Source organism: Calothrix sp. NIES-2100, assembly GCF_963875285.1.
GTDB lineage: Bacteria > Cyanobacteriota > Cyanobacteriia > Cyanobacteriales > Nostocaceae > Aulosira.
Map to the genome: position 1 here is coordinate 4491727 of NZ_CAWNLA010000001.1, position 22165 is coordinate 4513891.

20 protein-coding genes, 1 tRNA gene and 2 pseudogenes are annotated in these 22165 nt (G+C 39.2%); 18 read left to right on the forward strand and 5 right to left on the reverse strand.

Annotated elements, in window-relative coordinates:
• Positions 1-79 precede the first annotated feature (79 nt).
• The 3 genes and pseudogenes from AACU32_RS18380 to AACU32_RS18390 form a co-directional block, all read right to left on the reverse strand.
• Positions 80-799, reverse strand: a pseudogene (locus AACU32_RS18380) (RtcB family protein); the annotation flags it as partial.
• Entirely contained in the window at positions 799-1467 is a 669-nt protein-coding gene (locus tag AACU32_RS18385) for an LAGLIDADG family homing endonuclease (RefSeq protein WP_096602093.1), read from the reverse strand. The pseudogene AACU32_RS18380 and the gene AACU32_RS18385, both read right to left, overlap by 1 nt.
• 363 nt (positions 1468-1830) lie before the next feature.
• A pseudogene (locus tag AACU32_RS18390) lies at positions 1831-2304 on the reverse strand (RtcB family protein); the annotation flags it as partial.
• A gap of 281 nt (positions 2305-2585) precedes the next feature.
• Between AACU32_RS18390 and AACU32_RS18395 the strand changes: the two are divergent.
• The 4 genes from AACU32_RS18395 to AACU32_RS18410 all read left to right on the forward strand — a co-directional run bounded on the left by AACU32_RS18395 (position 2586) and on the right by AACU32_RS18410 (position 5613).
• Complete coding sequence (locus AACU32_RS18395) at positions 2586-3491, forward strand: class I SAM-dependent methyltransferase (protein WP_096602095.1); 906 nt, start codon at positions 2586-2588, stop codon at positions 3489-3491.
• The gene (locus AACU32_RS18400; RefSeq protein ID WP_096602097.1) at positions 3488-4210 is read left to right on the forward strand and encodes an HAD family hydrolase; all 723 of its coding nucleotides are present in this window, start codon (positions 3488-3490) and stop codon (positions 4208-4210) included. Before AACU32_RS18395 ends, AACU32_RS18400 begins: the two co-directional genes overlap by 4 nt.
• A gap of 56 nt (positions 4211-4266) precedes the next feature.
• Positions 4267-4339, forward strand: a tRNA-Ala gene (locus AACU32_RS18405).
• A gap of 152 nt (positions 4340-4491) precedes the next feature.
• Complete coding sequence (locus AACU32_RS18410) at positions 4492-5613, forward strand: tyrosine-type recombinase/integrase (RefSeq protein WP_096602099.1); 1122 nt, start codon at positions 4492-4494, stop codon at positions 5611-5613.
• Here the strand turns inward: AACU32_RS18410 and AACU32_RS18415 are convergent.
• Complete coding sequence (locus AACU32_RS18415) at positions 5606-5866, reverse strand: hypothetical protein (RefSeq protein WP_045872712.1); 261 nt, start codon at positions 5864-5866, stop codon at positions 5606-5608. The two genes, AACU32_RS18410 and AACU32_RS18415, sit on opposite strands and share 8 nt — an antisense overlap.
• Positions 5867-6920: 1054 nt before the next feature.
• Between AACU32_RS18415 and AACU32_RS18420 the strand changes: the two genes are divergently transcribed.
• Positions 6921-7142 (forward strand): hypothetical protein, encoded by a 222-nt coding sequence (locus AACU32_RS18420; RefSeq protein ID WP_339378049.1) that lies wholly within the window; start codon positions 6921-6923, stop codon positions 7140-7142.
• Between the two features lie 103 nt (positions 7143-7245).
• On the opposite strand, the gene AACU32_RS18425 is transcribed toward AACU32_RS18420, so the two are convergent.
• Positions 7246-7599: a helix-turn-helix domain-containing protein gene (locus AACU32_RS18425; RefSeq protein ID WP_096602103.1), complete on the reverse strand. Its 354-nt coding sequence runs from the start codon at positions 7597-7599 to the stop codon at positions 7246-7248.
• A gap of 216 nt (positions 7600-7815) precedes the next feature.
• Between AACU32_RS18425 and AACU32_RS18430 the strand changes: the two genes are divergently transcribed.
• The 13 genes from AACU32_RS18430 (at position 7816) to AACU32_RS18490 (ending at position 22163) form a co-directional block, all read left to right on the forward strand.
• Entirely contained in the window at positions 7816-7944 is a 129-nt protein-coding gene (locus AACU32_RS18430; protein WP_339378051.1) for a hypothetical protein, read from the forward strand.
• Positions 7945-8136: 192 nt separating this feature from the next.
• The gene (locus tag AACU32_RS18435) at positions 8137-9159 is read left to right on the forward strand and encodes a ParB/RepB/Spo0J family partition protein (protein ID WP_096602109.1); all 1023 of its coding nucleotides are present in this window, start codon (positions 8137-8139) and stop codon (positions 9157-9159) included.
• A gap of 622 nt (positions 9160-9781) precedes the next feature.
• Positions 9782-10366, forward strand: a complete 585-nt coding sequence (locus AACU32_RS18440) for a hypothetical protein (RefSeq protein WP_339378052.1) — start codon at positions 9782-9784, stop codon at positions 10364-10366.
• Positions 10367-10388: 22 nt separating this feature from the next.
• A complete protein-coding gene (locus AACU32_RS18445; protein WP_096602113.1) occupies positions 10389-10724 on the forward strand; it encodes a hypothetical protein in 336 nt (111 codons plus the stop codon).
• An 11-nt stretch (positions 10725-10735) separates the two neighbouring features.
• Positions 10736-13456 carry a hypothetical protein gene (locus tag AACU32_RS18450; protein WP_096602115.1) on the forward strand — a complete coding sequence of 907 codons (2721 nt, stop codon included), beginning with the start codon at positions 10736-10738 and terminating at the stop codon, positions 13454-13456.
• A gap of 8 nt (positions 13457-13464) precedes the next feature.
• Complete coding sequence (locus AACU32_RS18455; protein WP_096602117.1) at positions 13465-14178, forward strand: hypothetical protein; 714 nt, start codon at positions 13465-13467, stop codon at positions 14176-14178.
• A 16-nt stretch (positions 14179-14194) separates the two neighbouring features.
• On the forward strand, positions 14195-15220 hold the full coding sequence (locus tag AACU32_RS18460) for a hypothetical protein (RefSeq protein WP_096602119.1): 1026 nt from the start codon (positions 14195-14197) through the stop codon (positions 15218-15220).
• 10 nt (positions 15221-15230) lie between these two features.
• Positions 15231-16019 carry a hypothetical protein gene (locus AACU32_RS18465; protein ID WP_096602121.1) on the forward strand — a complete coding sequence of 263 codons (789 nt, stop codon included), beginning with the start codon at positions 15231-15233 and terminating at the stop codon, positions 16017-16019.
• Entirely contained in the window at positions 16019-17635 is a 1617-nt protein-coding gene (locus tag AACU32_RS18470; RefSeq protein ID WP_096602122.1) for a TrbI/VirB10 family protein, read from the forward strand. The genes AACU32_RS18465 and AACU32_RS18470 overlap by 1 nt, the downstream gene beginning before the upstream one ends.
• A gap of 111 nt (positions 17636-17746) precedes the next feature.
• Positions 17747-18394 (forward strand): hypothetical protein, encoded by a 648-nt coding sequence (locus tag AACU32_RS18475; RefSeq protein ID WP_339378054.1) that lies wholly within the window; start codon positions 17747-17749, stop codon positions 18392-18394.
• A 40-nt stretch (positions 18395-18434) separates the two neighbouring features.
• Entirely contained in the window at positions 18435-20261 is a 1827-nt protein-coding gene (locus tag AACU32_RS18480) for a hypothetical protein (protein WP_096602126.1), read from the forward strand.
• Between the two features lie 20 nt (positions 20262-20281).
• Positions 20282-20836 carry a histidine kinase gene (locus AACU32_RS18485; protein WP_339378055.1) on the forward strand — a complete coding sequence of 185 codons (555 nt, stop codon included), beginning with the start codon at positions 20282-20284 and terminating at the stop codon, positions 20834-20836.
• Positions 20837-20840: 4 nt separating this feature from the next.
• Complete coding sequence (locus tag AACU32_RS18490; protein ID WP_096602130.1) at positions 20841-22163, forward strand: type IV secretory system conjugative DNA transfer family protein; 1323 nt, start codon at positions 20841-20843, stop codon at positions 22161-22163.
• The last annotated feature ends 2 nt before the right edge of the window (positions 22164-22165 follow it).

Consider the following 22165-nt stretch of genomic DNA (forward strand, 5'->3'; position numbering starts at 1 on the left):
TGTATTTCATTTAAATTAAATACACACTTTGAATATTAAATTATCAAAAGGGCACAGCAATCCTGTGCCCTTACGTAATTTATCCCTTAACACACAAGACTTGCTTGAGTGTGGCTACAACTTCAACCAAATCTGCTTGATTTGCCATTACTTGTTCTATCGGCTTATAAGCACCGGGAATTTCATCTAAGATATCCTCATCTTTCCGGCATTCTACACCCTTAGTTTGCTCAATTAAATCATCAAGTGTGTAGACATTTTTTGCCTTATTTCTAGACAACAAACGCCCTGCACCGTGACTGCAAGAACAGAAACTATGAGCATTACCTTTACCTTTAACAATGAAAGATTTCGCTCCCATTGAGCCAGGAATTATCCCATAGTCTTCAATTTGGGCACGAACTGCACCTTTACGAGTAACATACACATCTTCGCCAAAATGTACTTCCTTTTCGGCATAATTGTGATGACAATTTACTTGTAATAAGGGTTTAGTTGCTTTACCTCCTGTCAGATGTTTTTCGATAATGCGCTTAAATCTTGCCATCATTACATCACGATTGAAACGCGCATATTCCTGCGCCCATTGTAAATCATTCCAGTAAGCCTCAAATTCTGGTGTACCAGCTACAAAATGCGCTAAATCTGGATCGGGTAAGTTATTACCTACCATTTTTGCTAATTCTTTAGCTGAATTAATATGGCACTGGGCTAAATTATTGCCAATGTTGCGCGAACCAGAATGCAGCATCAACCAAACGTAGTTCTCTGTATCGAGACAAACCTCGATAAAATGGTTCAATTTGTTACTGATTGCTTGCTTTGCTTATTTAATCTCCACAGTCTTATTTCAATACTGTTTCGACTTCTGCCTAGCACTTTCATCGAACACTCAACTGAATGGTTAGTAATGTACTCATCTTCTTCAGGTGTCCAAGATTTTCGGTTCTTGATACACTTCATATTAGGAGGACGGCTCCAACTTAAGACTTCATTAGCTTTGATGAGCTTTCTAGTTAAAGCTAGACAGCCATCGTAGTACAAATGCTTTGCTAATAGTTGAGCATCTTCTTTGTACACGACTATGTTGTAAATGCTATCTCTAGTATTTCTCTTAGAAGTCTTGACTTTGCCAGTAATTTGGCTAATTAATTCTCTGTACTCAACAACAATATGTGAGCTAGAAGTAACCAAAGAGAGAAAGGGAAACCCTTTGGAAGTCAGCCCTAGTGATCCATCTCCGTCTATGAGACCTCTAAAGTAATCTACTTTTGAGAAGCTACAACTAGGAGGTTTGATTAACTCCGACTTACAACCATTTGATAAACCCCATGATTCAAGATAATCTCGAAATCGTTTATCATAAACTCTCCAAATAACTGATGTATGATTAGCACTAAAGTTAGTGTTACGTACACGCTCAGTGATTGAAGAATGAAACGGTACTAGACTCTTGAAAGCCCACAATATATGTTCATCTCTCTTGTTGACTTCTATACTTAGACGACCTCGATCACGAGTGTTATTGTACAGATGACCATCAGTTTGAATGAACCCAAATAAGTAGGCGTAATAGGGATTGTCGAGATTGATATCAGTGGGTTACATGAAACCATAATATCATAGATGAAATTTGCAATCGATCAAGTCATTTCTGCTTGATTCTATACCTTCTTATTCGGTATAGTTCGGAGCACACCTTCATCCTAAATAAATAGGATGCTCAAGTCCCTCTGCTCTCTACGGGGCGTTTTACCGCTTCCCTCGGTATTAGCAATCTCAGCCTTCACCGATTTGGACGAGTTTTGATTACTGCATTACTACAGTAAGGAGCAATCTTTTACCCCCTCCCAGAGAACCCATTTGTTTCATCGCTTTACTTTCAAGATTTTGCACACCGCGATGCAAATCTTTAAAATCACTCCAACGTTGCCAATTAGTAACAGATTTTTCAACCTCTTTGTTTTCGTTGAATCCAGTAGGAATTGCTGCTTCAATATCTAAGCGAATTTTCTTTAGTTTTCCTTCTAGTTTTTCACCAGTAAATGGCATTTTGATCGCAGCCATTCCGCAACCAATATCGACCCCTACAGCAGCAGGAATAATGGCTTCTTTTGTGGCTAGTACAGAACCAACTAAAGCACCTTTACCTAAATGCACATCTGGCATCAATGCTACGTGTTTAAAGACAAATGGCAATGAGGCTACATTCTTCGCCATCTTGGTTTCATCTGTCCCTAAAGGGTGATTCGCCCAAGATAATACTGGTGTTGGGGTAGTAATTTCTAACTTTTCGTAGGGCATAATTTTCGTTATTTCGAGTTTTGTCAGTGTAGTTGGAAATGTAAAGTAAAATCACGGTTATTGGTCATGATAAATTGTATAAATTTACATTATTTGTGGGTTTTTGCTTGGCTTCCTCAAGGTTCTGGAGGCTGTTGCAGTTTTTTGCAGCTTTAACTGATATACTACAAATGTAGTATACATGATTTACATCTGTCAACTTAAGCAATAAGCAACTGCGATCGCGAGAAATATATTAAAATTTGTAAAGAATATTACCGTGGTTGTAACAGCCCAATCCTATGGCGATTCCGCAAAATCTATTCTGGGAACGTTTTTTATCCCCTGTAGTCCGATTTTTGATTGATGAAGAGGGGTTAGAACGTTATGCACTAAGTATAGACTGGAAAAAACAGAGCGATCGCTTTCAACGATCCGATGTTGTCATTCCCTCTTACTACAGTAACCATAAATTTCGCGGCATTGAGGGCGGTTATCTCAATCCCAAGGTAGTAGTTTCCTACGATGCAATTATGCAATACCTGTTGCCGCCTAACGAAACCCTGGTACGTCAAGCTTTGATTAATGCAATTCAGGTTCAACCCCGACGCATACTTGACTTGGGTTGCGGTACAGGTTCGACTACCTTGATGTTGAAACACGCTTTCCCCCAAGCGGAGGTAATCGGATTAGATTTATCTGCTTATATGTTGGTTATAGCAGATCATAAAGCCACAAGTGCTGGTTTAGATATACTTTGGCGACATGGTAATGCACAAAAAACAGCCTTCCCTGATGCGGCTTTTGATTTAGTCACAACTAGTTTACTATTTCGGGAAATCCCTACGACTGTATCCCAAGCAATTGTGCAAGAATGTTTTCGTTTACTCGTAGTAGGTGGACAACTATTGATTTTAGATAGTCATCAAAAGGCCCTGCGTCAGCTAGAATGGCTCAATGATGTTATTGAGGAGCCATATCTTCGCGAGTATGCCACTTTTAATCTGGATGAAAGTATGGGTAAAGCCGGATTTGCAACCTTACCCACCCAGGATGTTTGGTGGATACATCAGGTAAATAGCGGCGTTAAACCTTTGTCTAAAGCAGATGTCACTATTCACAAAAAAGTTCGTCAGTACGTATCAAAATCCACAGATAGCAGTGATTTGGAGGATTTAGGTTCCCCAGTTTTTGGCATAAGAGCATGAGTTTAAAAGCAGTTTTATTTGATTTTAATGGTGTTATCATTAACGATGAGCGAATCCACCTGAAATTGATCGATGAGATTTTGATTGCGGAAAATCTCCAACCCCTACGTGACAAAGAGCGTCAAGCTTCTTTAGGAAGGAGCGATCGCGCTTTTTTCCAAGAATTGTTAGATAATCGTGGTAGAGTCGTCAGTGAAGAATATTTAACTCAGTTACTCAACCGCAAGGCGCAGAACTATATCTTAGAACTAGAGAAATTAGAAAAATTGCCTTTGTATTCAGGTTTAGACGACTTGATATTTCAAGTGCGTTCGCGCCATCTCAAATTAGGGCTAGTTAGTGGTGCAATTGCCAAGGAAATAGATTTAGTACTGGAGGGCGCTAACCTAGCCGAACATTTTTCTGTGATAGTCGCTGGTGATGATATCACTACCAGCAAACCAAAACCCGATGGTTATCTCTTGGCTGTAAAACGTCTCAACCAAAAATACCCTGATTTAAATCTGCAACCACAGGAATGTTTAGCCATTGAAGATACCCCCGCAGGTATCCAAGCCGCAAAAGCAGCGCAAATGCAGGTATTGGGTGTGGCGAATACGTACCCATTTCATATGCTACAGCGTTGCTGTAACTGGACTGTGGATTATCTGACAGATTTGGAACTAGAACGAGTGATAGAAATTTTTTCTCAAAAAGAGTTAAAATCAAAGGCAGAGTAATGATATAATAAAAAATGGTGAAAAAAAAGATTAGGATAACCAAAATCTTAAAATAAGGGGAATTAGCTCAGTTGGTAGAGTGCTGCGATCGCACCGCAGAGGTCAGGGGTTCGAGTCTCCTATTCTCCATTAAGCTCAAATCTATACAGGCGTAGGGTTTCCAGGTTTTTGAACCAGGAATTTTAGATGCCTCTATTGTCAATAATTATAGCTGAAAATGTGGCAAATCTGGATAATCCTAGATAATTACTAGATAAAGATTATCTAGAATCGGGGCAAATATGCCACGCAAATCCAGCAAAGAATTAGTCAAGGTTCAGTCTAGCAACGGTCGGTTGAGACTGTATTGGTTATACGAAGGAAAAGCTTACTATCTATACTTGGGGCTACCAGATGGAGTTACAGCTCGTAACGTAGCTACCAGCAAAGCAGCTACTATCGCTAATGATATTATCAGCAACAACTTCGACCGCACTCTCAACAAGTACAAACCAGATGATCAAAGAACCGACCGTTTAAATGCGTCAGAGTTAATGGAACGATTTACCGACAGCAAACGTAGTTCTTTAGATACCCAAACGCTGACTAAGTACAAAATCATTGCCGATCACCTAAGCGAAGTTTTCAAAAATAAGCTTGCACACGACATTAACGAAACACATGCTGAGAAGTTTAAGCAATTTCTTTTGGAACGACAAAAGCCGATTACAGTTCGCGATCGCTTATCGGTTTTGAAGTCCTGTTGGAATTGGGCAATCAAACAGAAGATGCTTAGAGAAAGCAACCCCAACCCTTGGGCTGAAGTACTTTCAGCATTAAAAGTTCCCCCAAAAGCTCGCCCAAAACCTTTTACTAAACAAGAATGTCTGGCAATTCTTGAAGGCTTTCGTAATCACCCACACTATTGCCACTATGCAGACTATGTGGAGTTCATGTTTTTGACTGGCTGTAGACCTGGAGAAGCGATCGGGCTACAGTGGAAGCACCTTTCAGACGATTGCTCTGTAATGTGGATTGGAGAATCCTTTGTCAGAGGAACACGTAAGGATACAAAAAATGAGAAGGCTAGATATGTAAAACTTTCTCAACGTGTGCAGGAGATTTTGCTGAATCGGCGTGGATCGCAATGGAAAGACGAAGCTTTAGTTTTCCCAGCACCGAAAGGTGGCCCAATGAACGATAATAATTTTTGCAAACGAGTATGGAAAGCAATATTGCAATCAGTAAAAGTTCCATATCGAAAACCATACACAACTCGTTCTACATTAATTTCCCATTGGCTTCAAAATGGTGAAAATCCTGTGGTGATTGCTCAGTCCACAGGGCACGATGTTAAAGTGCTCCTAGATTCATATGCTGGGATTGTAATTCACCAACCCAAAACTCACGATTTTCTTAGTTAGCTCGTTTCCTTGCTTGATTGCAAGGCAATGACTTGAGATAGTAATCTATAGCCCGTTGATGGGAAGTAGGATCTTGCTGGTTAGCAAGCCAGTCAGTTAACAACTCTACGTTATAGCGCTTATGTCCTCCAGGAAGAACAGAGAAATGTACTCCTGCGATTAGTAATCCTCTGTTGATATACTCAGCCAGAGCTTTTGCAGAAATACCTAAACGCTCTTGAATTTTAGAGGTAGAGACGAAATGATACTCCATTGGTTGCATCAAAGGTAAACTCTATAATCGAATGCCAAATTTAGCCCCACGTTCAAAGTGAGATAATTTCAATACACAATGTCCCTATCCGGCAACGCTATGCGATGATGCTCCCGACACTTTGAGATGTAACTATCATTTAGACAAAAGGCACAACTTGAATCTCTTAAGTGAAGCTGTTGTAGATGAACCCTGCACTTTGCTTCATTTATACATAATTTATCTATTTTTTGACAATTTTTTTTGGATCTAAAATAATTAGATTTTTCTCAAGATGTATATTATGCTTCTGCTTTAATTTTTTTAATACTTAAGCTCAATGATATTTATGTAATGTGAAACCTTTTAGAGAAGGTCTTAGGGCGATCAAGGATCACATATGCTTTTTAAAATTAAGTAGTTAAAGTGATAAATAATAACCGAACACTGAAATTTTATGACATTCTAGTATCCTGAATTGCTAATTCATTAGTATCTTGCTGCAAATAGCTTTCAGCAATTATAGAAAATTAATTTGCTACCTATATCACTAAGATAAAAATAATACTGTTCATGTAAGATGTTTCATTATTTACACATTCGATTGTAACCTGTATTTTTTCAAGATAGATTTTAGAATGAATTATTAATTAAATTTTGTTCGATTTTTAGATGAAGAATACAAGGTGAATATCCTTGCTCACAAGTGTTACGTAAGTTCTTGTTATATATATTTTTAGTGTAAATTAGAAAAATCATCTTTGACAATTAACCACATATTAGTTTGTGTAGTTCTATTGAAAATCTTCTGTTAAATGCTTGTATAAAATATACACAATGTCTCAGTCAAGAATATACTTCATGCATCTACCCAAAGAGAGAGCAATAAATTATTCAACACTATTTATTACTTTTGGTAGATTTTTTTAGGATTTAGGCTAGGCAAAATCTTGTAATAAGTATCAAACGCAACAAAGGAAATCGTTCAATTATTTCTCATACAGGGAAGCATTCGTGTATTTAAACACGACTACCGCACTAGGCAAAAATTACTGAACACTCACACAATCAAATCATGATGAAGAGCAGAAAAACCCGTGCTTTGGCAGTACGCATTTTGATCGCTGACAAAGGAATCTCCTTGCAGCGTCGATTAGTCAAGCTGCAAAACTGTCTATCAAAGCCACTGAAAAAAAGTTTTCGTTCATCCAGTATCACCACTTTGCAGTTACCTGTATCCATTCATCAAGATGACGATGATTTAAAACTGTCGTTGCTAGAAACTGTTGTATCGTAACTAAACTGTCGTCAGAAAGCGACTGAGTTATATTGCCAAAAACGACTTTACTGAGCATAAATTATGTCAAGGCTGGCATCACTACTATTCACCCAAGTCAAACTTACTTAATAACTGCCTGTACAGACTGGCTTCTGCTTGCTAAGGTTTCTACTCCCACAGAAACTACTTGAACCACAGCCTCAGTGGGGAGCGATCGCAATTTAGTAATAATCTGCTGTAATGTATCGTCAGACGGCAACTCTCCTTTTACCAGGTAGGTTTGCAATTCTGCCAGCGTCCATCCTTTTAAAGCTGCCAGCTTCTCAAGATTTTCAGTATCAGGGAAAGCCAAGCCAGATTCCCAGAAATTAACGCAAGATTTACTCACACCCAACTGTTGAGAGAAACGACGTTGTGATGTAGCACCTCGTAGCCCTTTAATGAGTTCCGCTAATCTTTCTGCCTTGGTTGCCATATTAAGATTTTATACTTTTTCGGTGTGATTTTAGTGTCAAAGCTAATCAGAGCGTACCTAATGCGGTAAATTACTAAGAATAAGTGTCCAACTAATTAGACATATATGACTAAATAATCAGTCAATCGAGATTTTTGCGTAGTTATAAAAAGTCAGATGCCTCGTTTTTGAGACTTATGAACTTTTTATACTAATTGCGTTTAACTATGCCAATCCATGACACAGGACGAGGAAGGGTTGGGTAAAAACCTAGAAAAATCTGCCAGCCTCCGGAAAAATCGCCCCATCACAAAGGAATATTTGGGTTGGAGTTTGGATCTTGTGGGGCGATTTTTCCCCACCTAATCTTGCCACTCAACCAAGAAACAGCTGGTGAGGCTGGCAGATTTTTCCGGATTTGATGAAGCGGCAAGATTTTCATAGCTATTGGGCCAGAGAACTATCTCGATTTTACTTTACTACATCTGGCATTTCTGATGACGTGAAGAGTAACTGGCATCAGGATTTTTGGCAATTCTTTACAAAATAAGGGTTTCTATGAGTGTGACTTCCCAACCCAATTCAATTTTTCAATCAGTTGACCCCAACTCGATAAAACCCCATCCGTTGTATTTGTCGATTTATGGAGAAGCAGAGGATGTTTCTGATGTGATGGGATTAATTAAAAACGCTCAGTACCCTAGACCACTACTGATAACCATTGAAAATACCATCGTTAACGGACATCCTTATTGGAAAGCTGCACTGTTATTGGGTTGGAATCGCATTCCAGTCGAAGTAAGAGAATTTCCTCATCAAGAAGCTGAAATAGAAGCGCTATTGTTGGAAAATGCTGCCCGCAAAAAAACGAACGAACAAAAAGTGCGTGAAGCCATTGCTTGGGAACGAATCGAAAAAGCCAAAGCCAAGCAACGACAACAAATAGCAGCAGCTACTACTAATAAAAAATTAGGCAGGAGTGCAGAAACAACGCTTCAGGAAAATTTTCCTGTATCGTCTCCAGGACAAACCCGCGATCAAGTAGCAAAGCTTGTAGGTTTAGGTAGTGGTCGTAACTATTCCAAGGCTAAAAAGGTAGTCACAGCAATAGATAAGCTCCGACAACAAGGTAATGACAAATCCGCTAGTGATTTACGAAAAGCCTTAAATGAGCAAAGTGTGGATGCAGCAACCAAACTGATAAAAGCACATCCATCCCAAAGTGCAAAACAAACAGATGACCCTAAACGCAGTTGTTGGAATTGTCAATTTTGCAGTAAAGAACAGGTGAAGGATAACCACACCTTCTATTGCTATAAATTCGGTTTGTTGAGCTTTCTAGAGAAGGATGCTCAAACAAGAGGCGAGGAATGTCTTGGATGGCAATATCGCTGGAATGTAAGTGAATCTGACAGTTGTCAATCTCTACCAAAGAACTCGTATTTCACACTCACATTGCCATTGCACTTACAAACAATGTTTGAGGACGCAGCACGAGCATCAGGAATGACTTTAGTGGACTGGACTTGTCATCATCTTTTACAAGCTGCCCAATCGGCGAAAATACCCTTAAAGGTCTAAAAAATAGCTATAAATCTCCAATTGAGCCAATTTTATAACAAAAGAACTTCATTTCTATACTTTGGCTAGCTAAAATTGCCGTATTCAAGAGCTGAAACTCATGCCAGGAACTGCGAAAAAAGGCAAGCATTCCAGCAAAAAAAATCCTTGTCCTGTTTGTGGGCATACCACAGGAAGTTGTAAGTTTAAATATTTAAGTTACTGTCCTTCCAGCAATATAGACAATTAAAGGAGGCAGGAGGCAGAAGGGACAAAACAGAAAGGGATTCTAACCCCTCATGTTCTGAGTCCACTGAACTTCGTTCAGTGGGGGTCTTAAACTCTTGTTCTCTCGAGTCACAGCATTTGTCAGAGGTCAGTTTTCCTCTTGCCTTTTGCTTCCAAAGATAAAATATATTTCTATGTATACTACGGGTATTTGCTAGTAAATTTTTATCAAAATAACCACGTAATAATATACTTTTTGAAGATAAAATTATACGCAATAACTATTTTTTGGGTATCTATACATAAATTAAAAGTCAATATTTTGACTCAATAAATAAATTATTTAACCCTATAAACATATGAGTTAAATATCCGGCAATTGGTTGATGTAAATGCAATCAATCGAAAGTTAATTATGGATATAGAATTTTTTTTGATTCCTATGCTCTCGAAACCGTCCAAAGATTGTGACTTACGTCAAGGAAATCACGCTCGTTCATCTGGGTTAATCCTGACGGCAACTACCACAACAATCATAGATGTAGTCATTAACCCAAGTTTGATTGGAATTACGACATTGGCTATTTCGACATTGGGAACGAGCGCAATATTTTTTCGGCGCGAGTTGGACGGTTTATTCCATACCATCGCCAAATTTTCTGGAAAATACAAAATAACTTCATCTGCATTAACAGTTTTGGGTGCATTCTTACTTCTAGATGCTCTTTCAACGACCGTACAAGCACAATTTTTGCAAAATGCAGAAACTTGGATGACAGGGCAATTTACAGGTGCTCAAGAAGCAATTACTTTATCGTTTAACGTCCTGAGAGGATTATTCATACTGTACTTGGGAATTTCTTTGGTACGTGTTGTCCAAGCAGCTCGTCAGGATGAAGATTGGCAAAATTTAGCCCGGACACCGATGATTATTTTGATTGCGGTGACAATGGGTGATATTCTGGCAAATTTAATTATTGGAGGTGGTACTGGAACCTGAACTAAAACTGGAGGATAAAACTATGGAGGATAAATCAAAATACCGTAAAGTTAATGGCACAGTGGGAAAAGTACCAAATATTGGACTATTTCCATCAGATCAATTAATCCCTTGGGCAATAATTTGTGGACTTTCTTACTACTTGGCACATGGTTTATTTAGACTGAATTGGGTTTGGACTTGTGCAGCAGCAGCTTGGGGAATTGCAACTTGGTGGATACTTACAGCCAATGGCGCTTGGCGTATTTTATCCAAATTTGTTGCTACTCCCCATTGGACAAGGATTCGCTGTTTATACCAGCCGATTGTAGATTCAACTATCACTAATCCGAAACCAGAGAATCAAATTAGAAAATAGTAGGTTGCGATGTGAGTATCAAATCAAAAGTTGGTAAACGGATTGTAGAAAATGGAGAGAGAAAAATTCGACTAACACCTCTTGAAGATGCATTTGCACTAGTGACAATGTTGCAAATAAATCTACAAGGGCGTTCAATTGGTGCTTATCTTCTACGCAAAGGTGTTGACAATTTTTTGATTCAATTTGGATTTGAATGTACAGGTATTCATTCCACATTACGCAACGAACAAATTGACCCCGTGTTTGATGCGATTGAATCAGGATTGAAGGATTTACCATCCGGGGAACGTTTAACCATCCATCTTAGTTCGTTTACCAACGACACATCACGACAGCAACAACTGAAGAATTTGAGCGATATTGCCCCTAACAAAGAACTGCAATATCTCTTGCTAGGAGAACGCTGTAGGACACAAAAACTCACGATTCAAGGAGTTCGCAAACCGAAAAAGCTACGTCTTTATTGCACCTACACAGTTGAAACCAATAGCACTGGTACAAGTGATGCAATTGAAAAAATCCTCTCAAAATTAGAGCGTTCTTGGAAATCATTTACAGGAGAAATCAACGAACTACAATTTATCGCCATCGAACGATTATTACACGCATCTTTTACTGACGGATTCCAATTATGGGAGCAATTACTATCAAACAAAATGGGGCTAGATATCCACCCAATGAATGCCGATAAACTTTGGTCAGAACTATGGCAGCGATTTAACAACACACCACCCCGTCCAATTCCCCAACTTTTAATTCTCGATGAAAACGGACTGCGAGAGGAAATTTACTCAGATGTCGCCCCCACATCTTTCCTCATGGAGTCCGAATCCTCCATTCCTATTGCAGATAGATGTTGGGTACATCTCAAAGAAAAATACATTGCAGCCCTTACTTTTGTAAATAAACCCGGTGGTTGGGCGGATAAAGAACGACAAATGAATTATTTATGGGAGGTTTTATCAAGAGAAAGAGTTTATGACACCGAGATTTACTGTCAGTTGATGCGAGCTTCGGAAACGTTGGTGAAAACTAATATGCAGCGTTTGACGAAACAGGCAAACACATCAGCCGCACTTGCACAGAATAAAAACTCAGTTGATGTAAAATCGCTACTTAACATCAAAAAATCTGTTGCTGCACAAGAGGAACTTTATGAAGGTGCTGTTCCCATTCACGTAGCGACAGTATTTTTGGTATACCGCAAAACCCGCGAACAATTAGACGAAGCTTGCCGTTACTTGCAATCCTGCTTTCTGCGTCCAGCTTGGGTTGTTAGAGAAACCGAATATCCCTGGCGAATTTGGTTACAAACTTTACCAGTAGTTTGGGAACGCTTAATGACTGCACCTTTTAATCGTAGGTTGCTTTACTTAAGTGGTGAAGTACCAGGATTGATGCCACTAGTGCGAACCAAAGCTTGGGATAGTAGCGGTTTTGAGTTAATCGCAGAAGAAGGAGGAACGCCAGTATTTCTCGATTTGTACAACCAACACAAAAACTTGGGATTATTGGCTACCACCCGTGCAGGCAAAAGTGTTTTGGCATCGGGGATTATTACGCAAGCCTTGGCTCATGGAATGCCTGTGGTAGCAATGGATTATCCGAAACCAGATGGAACTAGCACTTTTACGGACTACACCCAATTTATGGGTAAGGATGGTGCATATTTCGATATTGGGAAGGAATCAAGTAACTTGTTCGAGTTACCAAATTTACGGGATTTACCACCAAAGTTGCAGCAGGAAAGATTTGAGGATTATAAAGATTTTCTCGCTAATGCGATCCTGGCAATGGTTTCAGGAAACCGCAGAGGTAGTCAGGAATCGAATGTGCTTACAGATAACGTGCGATCGCTTATTGCTTTGGCTTTGAAAGCATTTTTTAGTGATGATTTAATCCGCGATCGCTATGCGGCTGCATACACTAACGGCTTTGGCTCGGATGAATGGTCTGTAATGCCGACATTGCAAGACTTTCTAAGTTTCTGCTCCCACGAACGATTACGCTTAGATTCCCTAACTGGCGATATCAAAGCAGGTTTGGAAACTATAAGGCTGCGTTTACGATTCTGGCTTTCTAGCCGAGTGGGACAAGCATTGGCGCAACCTTCCACTTTCCGCAGCGATGCACGACTATTGATATTTGCATTACGTAACCTTTCCAACGATGAAGATGCAGCAATTTTGAGTCTGAGTGCTTACAGTGCTGCATTACGAAGAGCTTTAGCATCTCCGGCAAGCATCTTTTTCATTGATGAAAGCCCAATTTTATTTGAATTTGATGCGATCTCCGCCTTGGTTGGCAGACTTTGTGCCAATGGTGCAAAAGCTGGAATCAGAGTAATTTTATCCGCTCAAGACCCCGATACGATCGCAAAATCTCCATCAGGTTCCAAGATTTTTCAAAACTTAACCACTCGTTTGATTGGACGTATTCAACCGACTGCTGTTGATAGTTTTACAAGCATTTTGAAGTATCCCCAGGAGATTATTTCTCGTAATGCCACAGAAAGTTTCTTTCCTAAAAAGGAGGGTTTTTATTCACAATGGCTGCTGGATGATAACGGAATATTTACTTTTTGTCGTTATTATCCAGCATTTAACTTATTAGCGGTAGTGGCAAATAATCCTTCAGAGCAAGAGCAGAGAACACAAGCTTTGTCGAAGTATCCAGATAAATTTGTTGCTTTGACAGAGCTTTCTAGGCAACTAGTAAAAACAAAGTAGTTCAGAGTATGAACAACCTCAATAAATTGACAATAAGCATAGTTGGCATAGCCATAATATCAACAATTGGCGTTTCAAGTGCTGATGCATTAGAGATATCGAATCCCCTAGCAAAAGTATTTGAGCAATGGCAAGAGCAATTAAGCTCTCTAGATAAATATATTAACTCAATAGTCTCTCGCAAATTAGGTAATTTATCAAAATCTGTACAAGGAGATTTACAAGCAGCAGTTAATGAATCAGTTGGGGCATTGGGTTTACCTGATGCAACAGAAACGAGAGAAAAAATTGAAGAGATTGCAGCTTCAAATAATAGCGCAGTTAATAGCGTTGACAAAGTAACCAATGAAATTGACCGTCAAATTACCCGTGCTGATTCAGATACAACTTTGAGTAAAGAAGGGCAAGAACTTACAAAAAAGCAAGTTGAAAAAACCCAAACTTCGATTGAACAAGTTCAGGCTGATGCTAGTGCTGCTCAAGATGATGTTGTTACCCAAAATGTGATGAAAAGGATGGCTCAACAAAATACCCAAATAGCCGGAATTTTAGGAGCAATGAGAACTGATGGATTGAAATCAAAACAATCTCAAGATTTGGCGAATCTTAACTTGACTAATATTTCCCGCTCATTGGATGGTCAAAATCAAGTACGTCAAAAAGAAACTGTAGGTCAAGGCTTCAGCAATTTGAGAACTGCATCTCAAGCACGACTATTTTAGTTGAAGATGCACCCGGATGTTCTACTATTTTTTGAGATACGGACTAATTCTTTCCCAAGCTCAAGTGCCGAACCCTGGACAAGCAGCTTCCACAATCACCGAAGATGGTGTAGCTGCGAGTGAAGCTGTTGCCAAGTCAATAGATAAGCTGTGGAACGATGTTTTAAGTGGAGGATTGTATAGTGCGATCGCAAATCTCGGCATCTTCTTCGCAGTTGGTACTCTCCTAATTTTCATCGTCCAATGGACGAAAGAAATGATAGATGGTGACAGTTCCAGGGGATTTACAGAAATAATCTGGCCCATCGTAGTCATCGTCCTACTTGCCAACAATGCTCAACCATTAGCAGCCGTCACCCAAGGACTTAGAGGAATTATTAACCAAACGAATCAAACTCTTTTAGCTTCGACATCTGCTTCTATTCAGTTGCAAGAAGCTTATCAGCAAGTCATGCTCAAGACGGGAAAGGGAGATGCTATTCAATCATTGATCGCTCAATGTAATGCGATCGCTGACCCAACGCAACAAGCCCAATGTCTTCAAAATGCTTCCAAGCAAGCTAAGGACATAGAATCCCAGCTAGATAACGACAATCGCCCTGATTGGCTCAAAGGAGTCAGCGATTTTTTTAACACCAACATTTTTCAGCTAACAGTGCGGGGTTGGTTGCTAGCATTGGCGATCTCGTTTCAATGGATAGTCGAAGTTTGCTTATTACTGACTGCCCTATTAGGCCCGCTTGCAGTAGGAGGTTCATTACTCCCAGTCGGTAATAAAGCAATTTTTGCATGGTTAACAGGATTCTTTTCCGTCGGAATGATTAAGCTTTGTTTCAATATTATTTCTGGTTTGGTCGCCACAATAGTGCTGAATGCTAACAACAACGACCCAATGATTTTTGCTTTTGCAATTGGTATTCTCGCCCCAATTTTATCTGTAGTTTTAGCTGCGGGTGGAGGAATGGCAATTTTTAGAAGTTTCTCCAGTCTGGCGAGTTTTGGGCTTTCTTCAGTTGTGATGAGGATAGTTAATAAATCCTAAAACATTGTTTATGGCTATTTTAGATTCAGAGTCTACACAAAAAAATCGATTGCGATTTTTAAATCGTGCTTCAAAAAGTGTTTCAACTGGTGACGCATTAGCATTATTTGCTTTAGGTACTTTTGGATTACACCTCATTACTTTTTTCGTACTTTTATTATTGTATGGTTCCTATTCACAGTTAAATAAAAAAGCGCCTCCAAGTTTAGTACAACTAGAGACAGGTTCTGCAATTAAAGTTGCACCTATTGGTAGTCTAGAACGCACTCCTCAAGTAATTCTGCATTTTGTTTCTGACACAATGACTTTGATGATGAATTGGTCGGGAACGCTACCACCTACTACTGTTGAAGAAGCAGCTAAACCAAAACCTGACCCCGGTGTAAATATTGGCAACAGAGAATTTAGAGGTAGTAAGATTACATCAGCAGCATGGCAAGCATCTTATGCGTTATCAGAAGATTTCCGTAAAGAGTTTTTAAAAGTGCTGGCTGCGATTACACCATCAGGAGTTTTTCAAGGCAAGACACAAGTAGTTTTAGTCCCGCTTTCAATTCAATCACCAATAAAAATCTCCGAGGGTAAATGGAAAGTAAAAATGGTTGCTAACCTGACAGTTTTTGCTCAGAATAGCAATTTAGGGGAAATAATTCCATTTAATAAAGAAATATTTATTAGGGCAGTTGTCCCACCACAATCGCCAAATCAAGTTGATGGTTTAGCAGCAGTAATTTACCAGGTGCGTGCGAGTGGCTTAGAAATTTATGCGATTCGGGATTTAGCACAGGAGAATTTGTAATGCAGGAGAATAATGTAAACCAAAGCTATGAGTCAAGTACAAATTGGGATGAGTCCAGTCTGGCTCAATTACTTGGTTTTCATCACCAAAGTCAGCTAGAGAATTCAATCTCCTCTGCTGAAGAAACATCTGTTGGCAGTGAAGTTGCGGAGACTGAAAATAAGGAATCTATTCAAAATACAATTGCAACTCATGAACTATTTGATGACCCCCAAATAGGTAAAACTCAGCCCACATTCTACGGTAATCCCTTTGCAAAGTTTGGCGCAGTTGGATTGGTTATGCTTGTGGTATTTGGTGCTGGGGCAACTGTTTTAAATAGCATTATGTTTGGTAAACCCAGAGTAGCACCAACAATTGCTAATCAAGAAGCTGACAAACCAAAACTAGAAATGGCTGATAACGCAAATCCTCAAGAAACAGAAACAGGAAAGCTCAAAGGAGAATTAGCTTTAGGCAGTCAAGTAGAAAAAATGCAATCGCTGGAGCGTTCTAAAAGCCTTAAAACAACAATTCAACGCAAAGTTTCTCACAGGAATGATTCAAACAACCGGATTAATCGAATTTCTGACGCAGAAGTACGCCCAGCCCAGGTTTCTTCTGTTCGTAACCCAATACAAGAAAGCAGTAGATATGATTTGCCTCGTGTTGCTTCTGTTCCTAGATTTCAAGCCACCATAAACGCAGCATCTCCAAACACAAAAGAATCTGTTGACCCAATAGAGGAATGGGAAAAAATTAGTCGCTTGGGCAGTTATGGTCATACGCAAATTGCATCTATAACTAACGAGCCAGCAAACGGTAAAACTTTGGATACTATAACCAATGAACAACCAAATTCATCAATAAAAATTCCCCGTACTACCTTGGTTTCAATAGCATCTACTCAGAGCATTGAACCTGAACCCTTGTATACAGAAGAAGCAGCAGTTATCAATGGCGAACCGATACAACAATTACAAGTTGGTGCATCTGCATCTGGAAAGTTAGTAACTCCGCTAATTTGGAGTAAACATTCAACTAATAACTCTTCTAACAAATCACAAACTACAACATCAGGTGAAAAATTTGTTATCCAACTTATTGAACCTTTAACGAAAGAAGATTGTTTGATCACTTTACCAAAAGGTTCTCAAATTGTTGCTCAGGTGACTGATATTCAAAAATCAGGACTTGTTCAACTCGAAGCAACACAGGTTTTAATTGATGGTAAGGAATATCTGCTTCCACCAGGAGCAATTAGTATTCGTGGTAATTCCGGTCAACCTTTAATCGCATCGAAATGGAGTGACAAAGGTGGAGAAATTGCTTCCCGTGATGCTGAAACATTTATAGTAGGTTCCCTTGCCAAAGTCGGTAAGGTATTAAATCAACCCAAATCTCAACAAATATCAACATCTAGTTGGTTAGGTGGTACAAATACTTTTTCTTCTATCAGTGGAGGTAGCGAAAATATTTTGGGAGCAGTTTTAGAAGGTGGATTTGAACCGCTCACTCAACAAATTCTTCAGCGCAATCAACAAGCACTTGCAGAAATTCAGCAACGAGAGGAAGTGTGGTACATCCGTGCTGGTACAGATATTCAAGTCTTTGTTAATCAATCATTTCAGTTGTAAACACTTTTAGTTATGAAGGCTTTTTTACAAAATTTGAGTGTTATTTCGACTGTTCTGACTTTTACTGTTTTTTGGCAATCAGCGAGAGGTGAAAATTATTTAAAAAAAGGAGTGAGGAATATTTCACAAGATATAGCGACTGGTAACAGTAGTAATATACCTCTGATTGAATTGTCATCCGGCTATGGGGTGAATATTTCATTTATCAAGAGTGGCGAGATAGTCGAGAAAGTTTGGCTGGATAATCCGGCTTTCGCTTCATTAGATGTCGATGGTTGTCTATCAGGTTTAGCACAGGAGTGCGAACAATCAGGTGCAACTGTACTGCATTTACGGCGAATCAACCTGCTCAAAATACCACAACTACCCAAGACAAATAGCAGTTTGCTAACGGTAATAACAAAGAGTAACTCTGGACGAAGAGTTTATGTATTTCGCGTAGCAATGGGCGATACAGTTCCTAAGTATCACATCGTTGAGGTTACACCAAGTTTAAGAGAAGAACCTGAAATTAGAAATTTGCCTAGCGCCACCAATATCACAAATCTACAAGTGATTAGTTCGGGGCTAGAAATTGCCCAGCAACAACGTTTAATTTTACCTAACTCTCGCTTACAAAGACGAGTAAAGAGTTTTTTGATGTTAATAAAGTCGGGATATTTAATCAATGATGCTGCTCGTAGAAGTGGAATTTCCTTACGGTTAGTCAATCGCTTAATCGAGCTAGGAAGTAACTCACAAATCGGTAGTTTACGCTAAATATTTAACATTTTTCTGAAAAAATATTTATTCAAAGACAATGAAATTCTCAAATAAGTATTTGGCATTGATGCCAGGATTAAGCCTATCAATATTAATCTTTAGTGCAATTATCATTACATGGCAGCAACAAGGCATATCAAAACAACCAGAGATTCCCACAATATCTTGGCAAAATACCCGTTTACCAGATTGGAACCAAATTACTTTTTCTAAAATGCCAGCAATTAACGAATCTGGCTCATTTCAAATACCTCCAGGAGTGACAGAAAAATTGGGATATAACCCCTCTCGTAGTTGGAATGCGGGACAAAAGCCAAATTCATTTACAATGCTAGGTGATTTTCAAGATTCTTTGAAACTCCAAAAGTTTTCACTTACAGATATCGCCCAAATTGTTGACTTGGATTTACAGAAACTGAACTTAGAAAGCTTTGGTGTGATGAAGTTTCAAACCTTAGAAAGTTTGGTGAAAGCTATTCCTGATTTAAAAGAATTTCATGTTTCCGACGTTAAATCTGTTCTTGATTTACTTGATCAATACTTATCCAATTCCTTCGATACCAATCAAACTATAGGAAATTTACTACAACAATCTCCCCACTTGGGTAAATTAAGTTTATCATCATTGAATTTAAAATCTTACAACCTGAATTCAATTCCTGGATTATCCACAACTCCCATTGGTAGTTTTGAAAAATGGCAAGGAGTTTACATTGACGAAATACCTGGACTAGCAAACGTACCATTTTCCCAGTTCCCCAATCCCATCAACCCTGTAGGTACGGAAGTCGGAATAGTTGATATTGCTTTTGCAACCAACGAACAACAGCGAAATCGTACTATTTCAGGAAGCGATAAAGAAGGCTTTGCTGTGCCATGCGCTCAAGATTGCTCCCATACTGAATTATCTGGTTCACCTGCTGTCAACGGTAAAGCTTGGGTTAGCGGTAAGTATCAGTTAGTCAAAGGTGGTAAAGGTATTTTGGGTTCTGTTAATAGTGGAAAAGAACCCACAGGGAGACAACCTTTCGGTGATGCGTTCAAGGTGGCTATATGGGATGTCTCGGAAGTAGATGGAATGATTACCCAAGCTTTATTCTTCCGAGCTTGTATGCGGAATAATTTTATTGATTTGGGATGTACACCCTACTTTATTGGCCCTGTGCCTTTCATGAGTTATAGGGAGAAAGAACCGATATTTTTAGGTGCTATTGATGAGAGTAAAAATTCTGTCTCTACTCCCACAGGATTAAAAAGTAGTGGATTTACTTTTAATAAGCCTCCGATAACATCTGGAAATGCGCTATCTAATTTAATACCAGCAGCGAAAGGTGATTGTAAAAAGCTTCATTCATCAGGTATTAATATTGATGCTTTGAGTAATGCACTGTTGAGTACTGAAGATAACTACAACGCTGTGGGTAGTTATGTTTGTGACTCGAATGGTAATTGCGGTCGAGCGCTGGGTGCAATGGAATTGATGTCCTATCGTTCTGATGTAAGGAAGATTATATCAAGTAAATCTGGTGGATCACAATTCCTCACCAAGTTGGATACAGGTAAAGAAGTGACTGGTGAGGAAATGATGCAGTACTTTTCACCCACCGAGCAGCAATCTTTAATTGAAATTGAAACGAATAATTTATTGTCAACCGCATCGCAACAAATTGACCCATCTACAGTCAAGCCTTTTAGTGGAGACAGGTTAATTGAACGTGCTGCTCAAATACATTTTGCTGGTGTGGGTATTCCTGCTGATGAGTTGATTAGTGATGTTAGGGAAGAAAATTCAGTCAAAGAATATGGCAGTAACGTAGCTCATAAATATTCAAAAGCTATGGAATCAATGGGCTGCTTAAAATAATTTTTGCTGGGTAGTTAGCTATGCCAAAACAACTGAAAACATATAATATAAAACTTTTGATAATTTTGATGTTAATTTTAGCTTTTTTGAGCTTAACACTAGCCTGTTTTTTATGGGTATTTAATTCCTCATCCAATAAAAGTCGTACACCTACTTGGAAACCTGCCAAAGAGATTGTGAATGCACCCCTATTTAAAAAAGTACTAGCTAATGCTTCTACAAATAAGCTTGATGATCAAGCTGTAAAAGTAATGCCAATTACCTCTAGTAATGGTGTCCATGTATTTGTATTTGATTTTCGTTCACCTCAACTTTGTGGTGCAAGTGGGTGTTTGTATCAGGTTTATCACGAATCAGGAAAACTACTTTTGCAAGTTATAGCTAATCCTCACTTACCGCCAAAAGAAGATTTGATTAAGGTTTCAAGCCGCGATCTACAAGCTTTTCCTTGCTTAATTTTTACGCAGACAACAGACATGGAAAATATGGTATCTCGTACTGATTATTGCTTTGATTCTGGTCGATACACGCGCTTTGGCGAGACTTGGACAGATGTTGGTGCATTAGAATATTAAAACTATGAGTAATTATTTACAAGTACAGCAAGTAAAACCTGCCCCAGTCCAAAGCTTACAGATAGAAAGATTGACAGACTTAATGAAATCACCATCGGGACTGATATTGCTGGGTTGTTTTGCAGTAATGGCTATTTTTCAAGTTTTATCAGGCAGAAATTCTAAAGGTAAAGTTGCCACTAGTTATTGGGGAGGTAGTCGAGAAAAATCATTAGCTGCACATAAAGCTAAAAAACAGATATCAAAACCAACTCGTAATTCTGTCGCATTGTATGTTGGTACTCCTGGTGACATCAGAATTACTCTTCAAAAACAATGGTATGAGGCTGGGTTACTCAAAACCAAACCAACTTTTTACAAGCAATTCATTTCCCCCAATTCAACTTTATATGTACCTGATGCTCAGAGGGGAATAGCCGTTATTGGTGCAGCTGGTTCTGGTAAAACCTTCTCCGTAATAGACCCTCTAATTCGTAGTGCTTTTGACCAGGGTTTTCCCATGTTGCTCTACGATTTCAAATTTCCGGCACAGACTAAACGAGCTGTAGCCTATGCAATTAAACGAGGTTACACCGTTAAAGTATTTGCGCCGGGGTTCTCTGAGAGCGAAACTTGCAATCCGTTGGACTTGTTGAGGGATGAGGAAGATGCGATCGCGGCTGGACAACTTACCCAAGTCATCTCTCGCAACTTCGACAGAGGTGTTCATGCTAGCAGTGATAAGTTTTTCGAGGAAGCTGGAGATAGTTTAGTTGAAGGTATTTTGCTCGTTACTAAAGCAATTAAAACCCTAACAGGTGAGGATAAATATTGCGATTTGATGATGGCACGGGCAATTCTAGGTGGGACTGCAACCAAGTTTATTTTCAACCCCCAAGACCCAGAATCTGCAAAGCTTTTCAGTGATTACTTGGGTGAAATGGAGATTAAATTTAGTTCTAAATCTCGCAGTACTGGCAAAGGAGGCGGTTCTCGTAGTTCTAACGAACATCACCAAAAGCGACATTTATTTGAACCGGCACAGTTTGCCAAGATGGGTACAGGAAGGGCTGTAATTATTAACCCTGCATACACTCGTGGCACAGAAGCGTATGTTCCTCTGCTGCAAGGAGTGAAGGTTCCTTCATCTGATATTGATGAGATGAAGTGGTCGGAAAGTAAGTGGGATTTTGTGCGTGAGAGACTAATTCAAAATAATTCGTTACAAATAAGCGATGATGAACGCTCTCAACAATTTTTAGAACGTCGGGAGTTAGCACAACAGTTATTTCCTGTTCCCGAATCAAGTTCTCTGGCATCTCCTGAAGAACTTTCCAATGTATTTTAGAA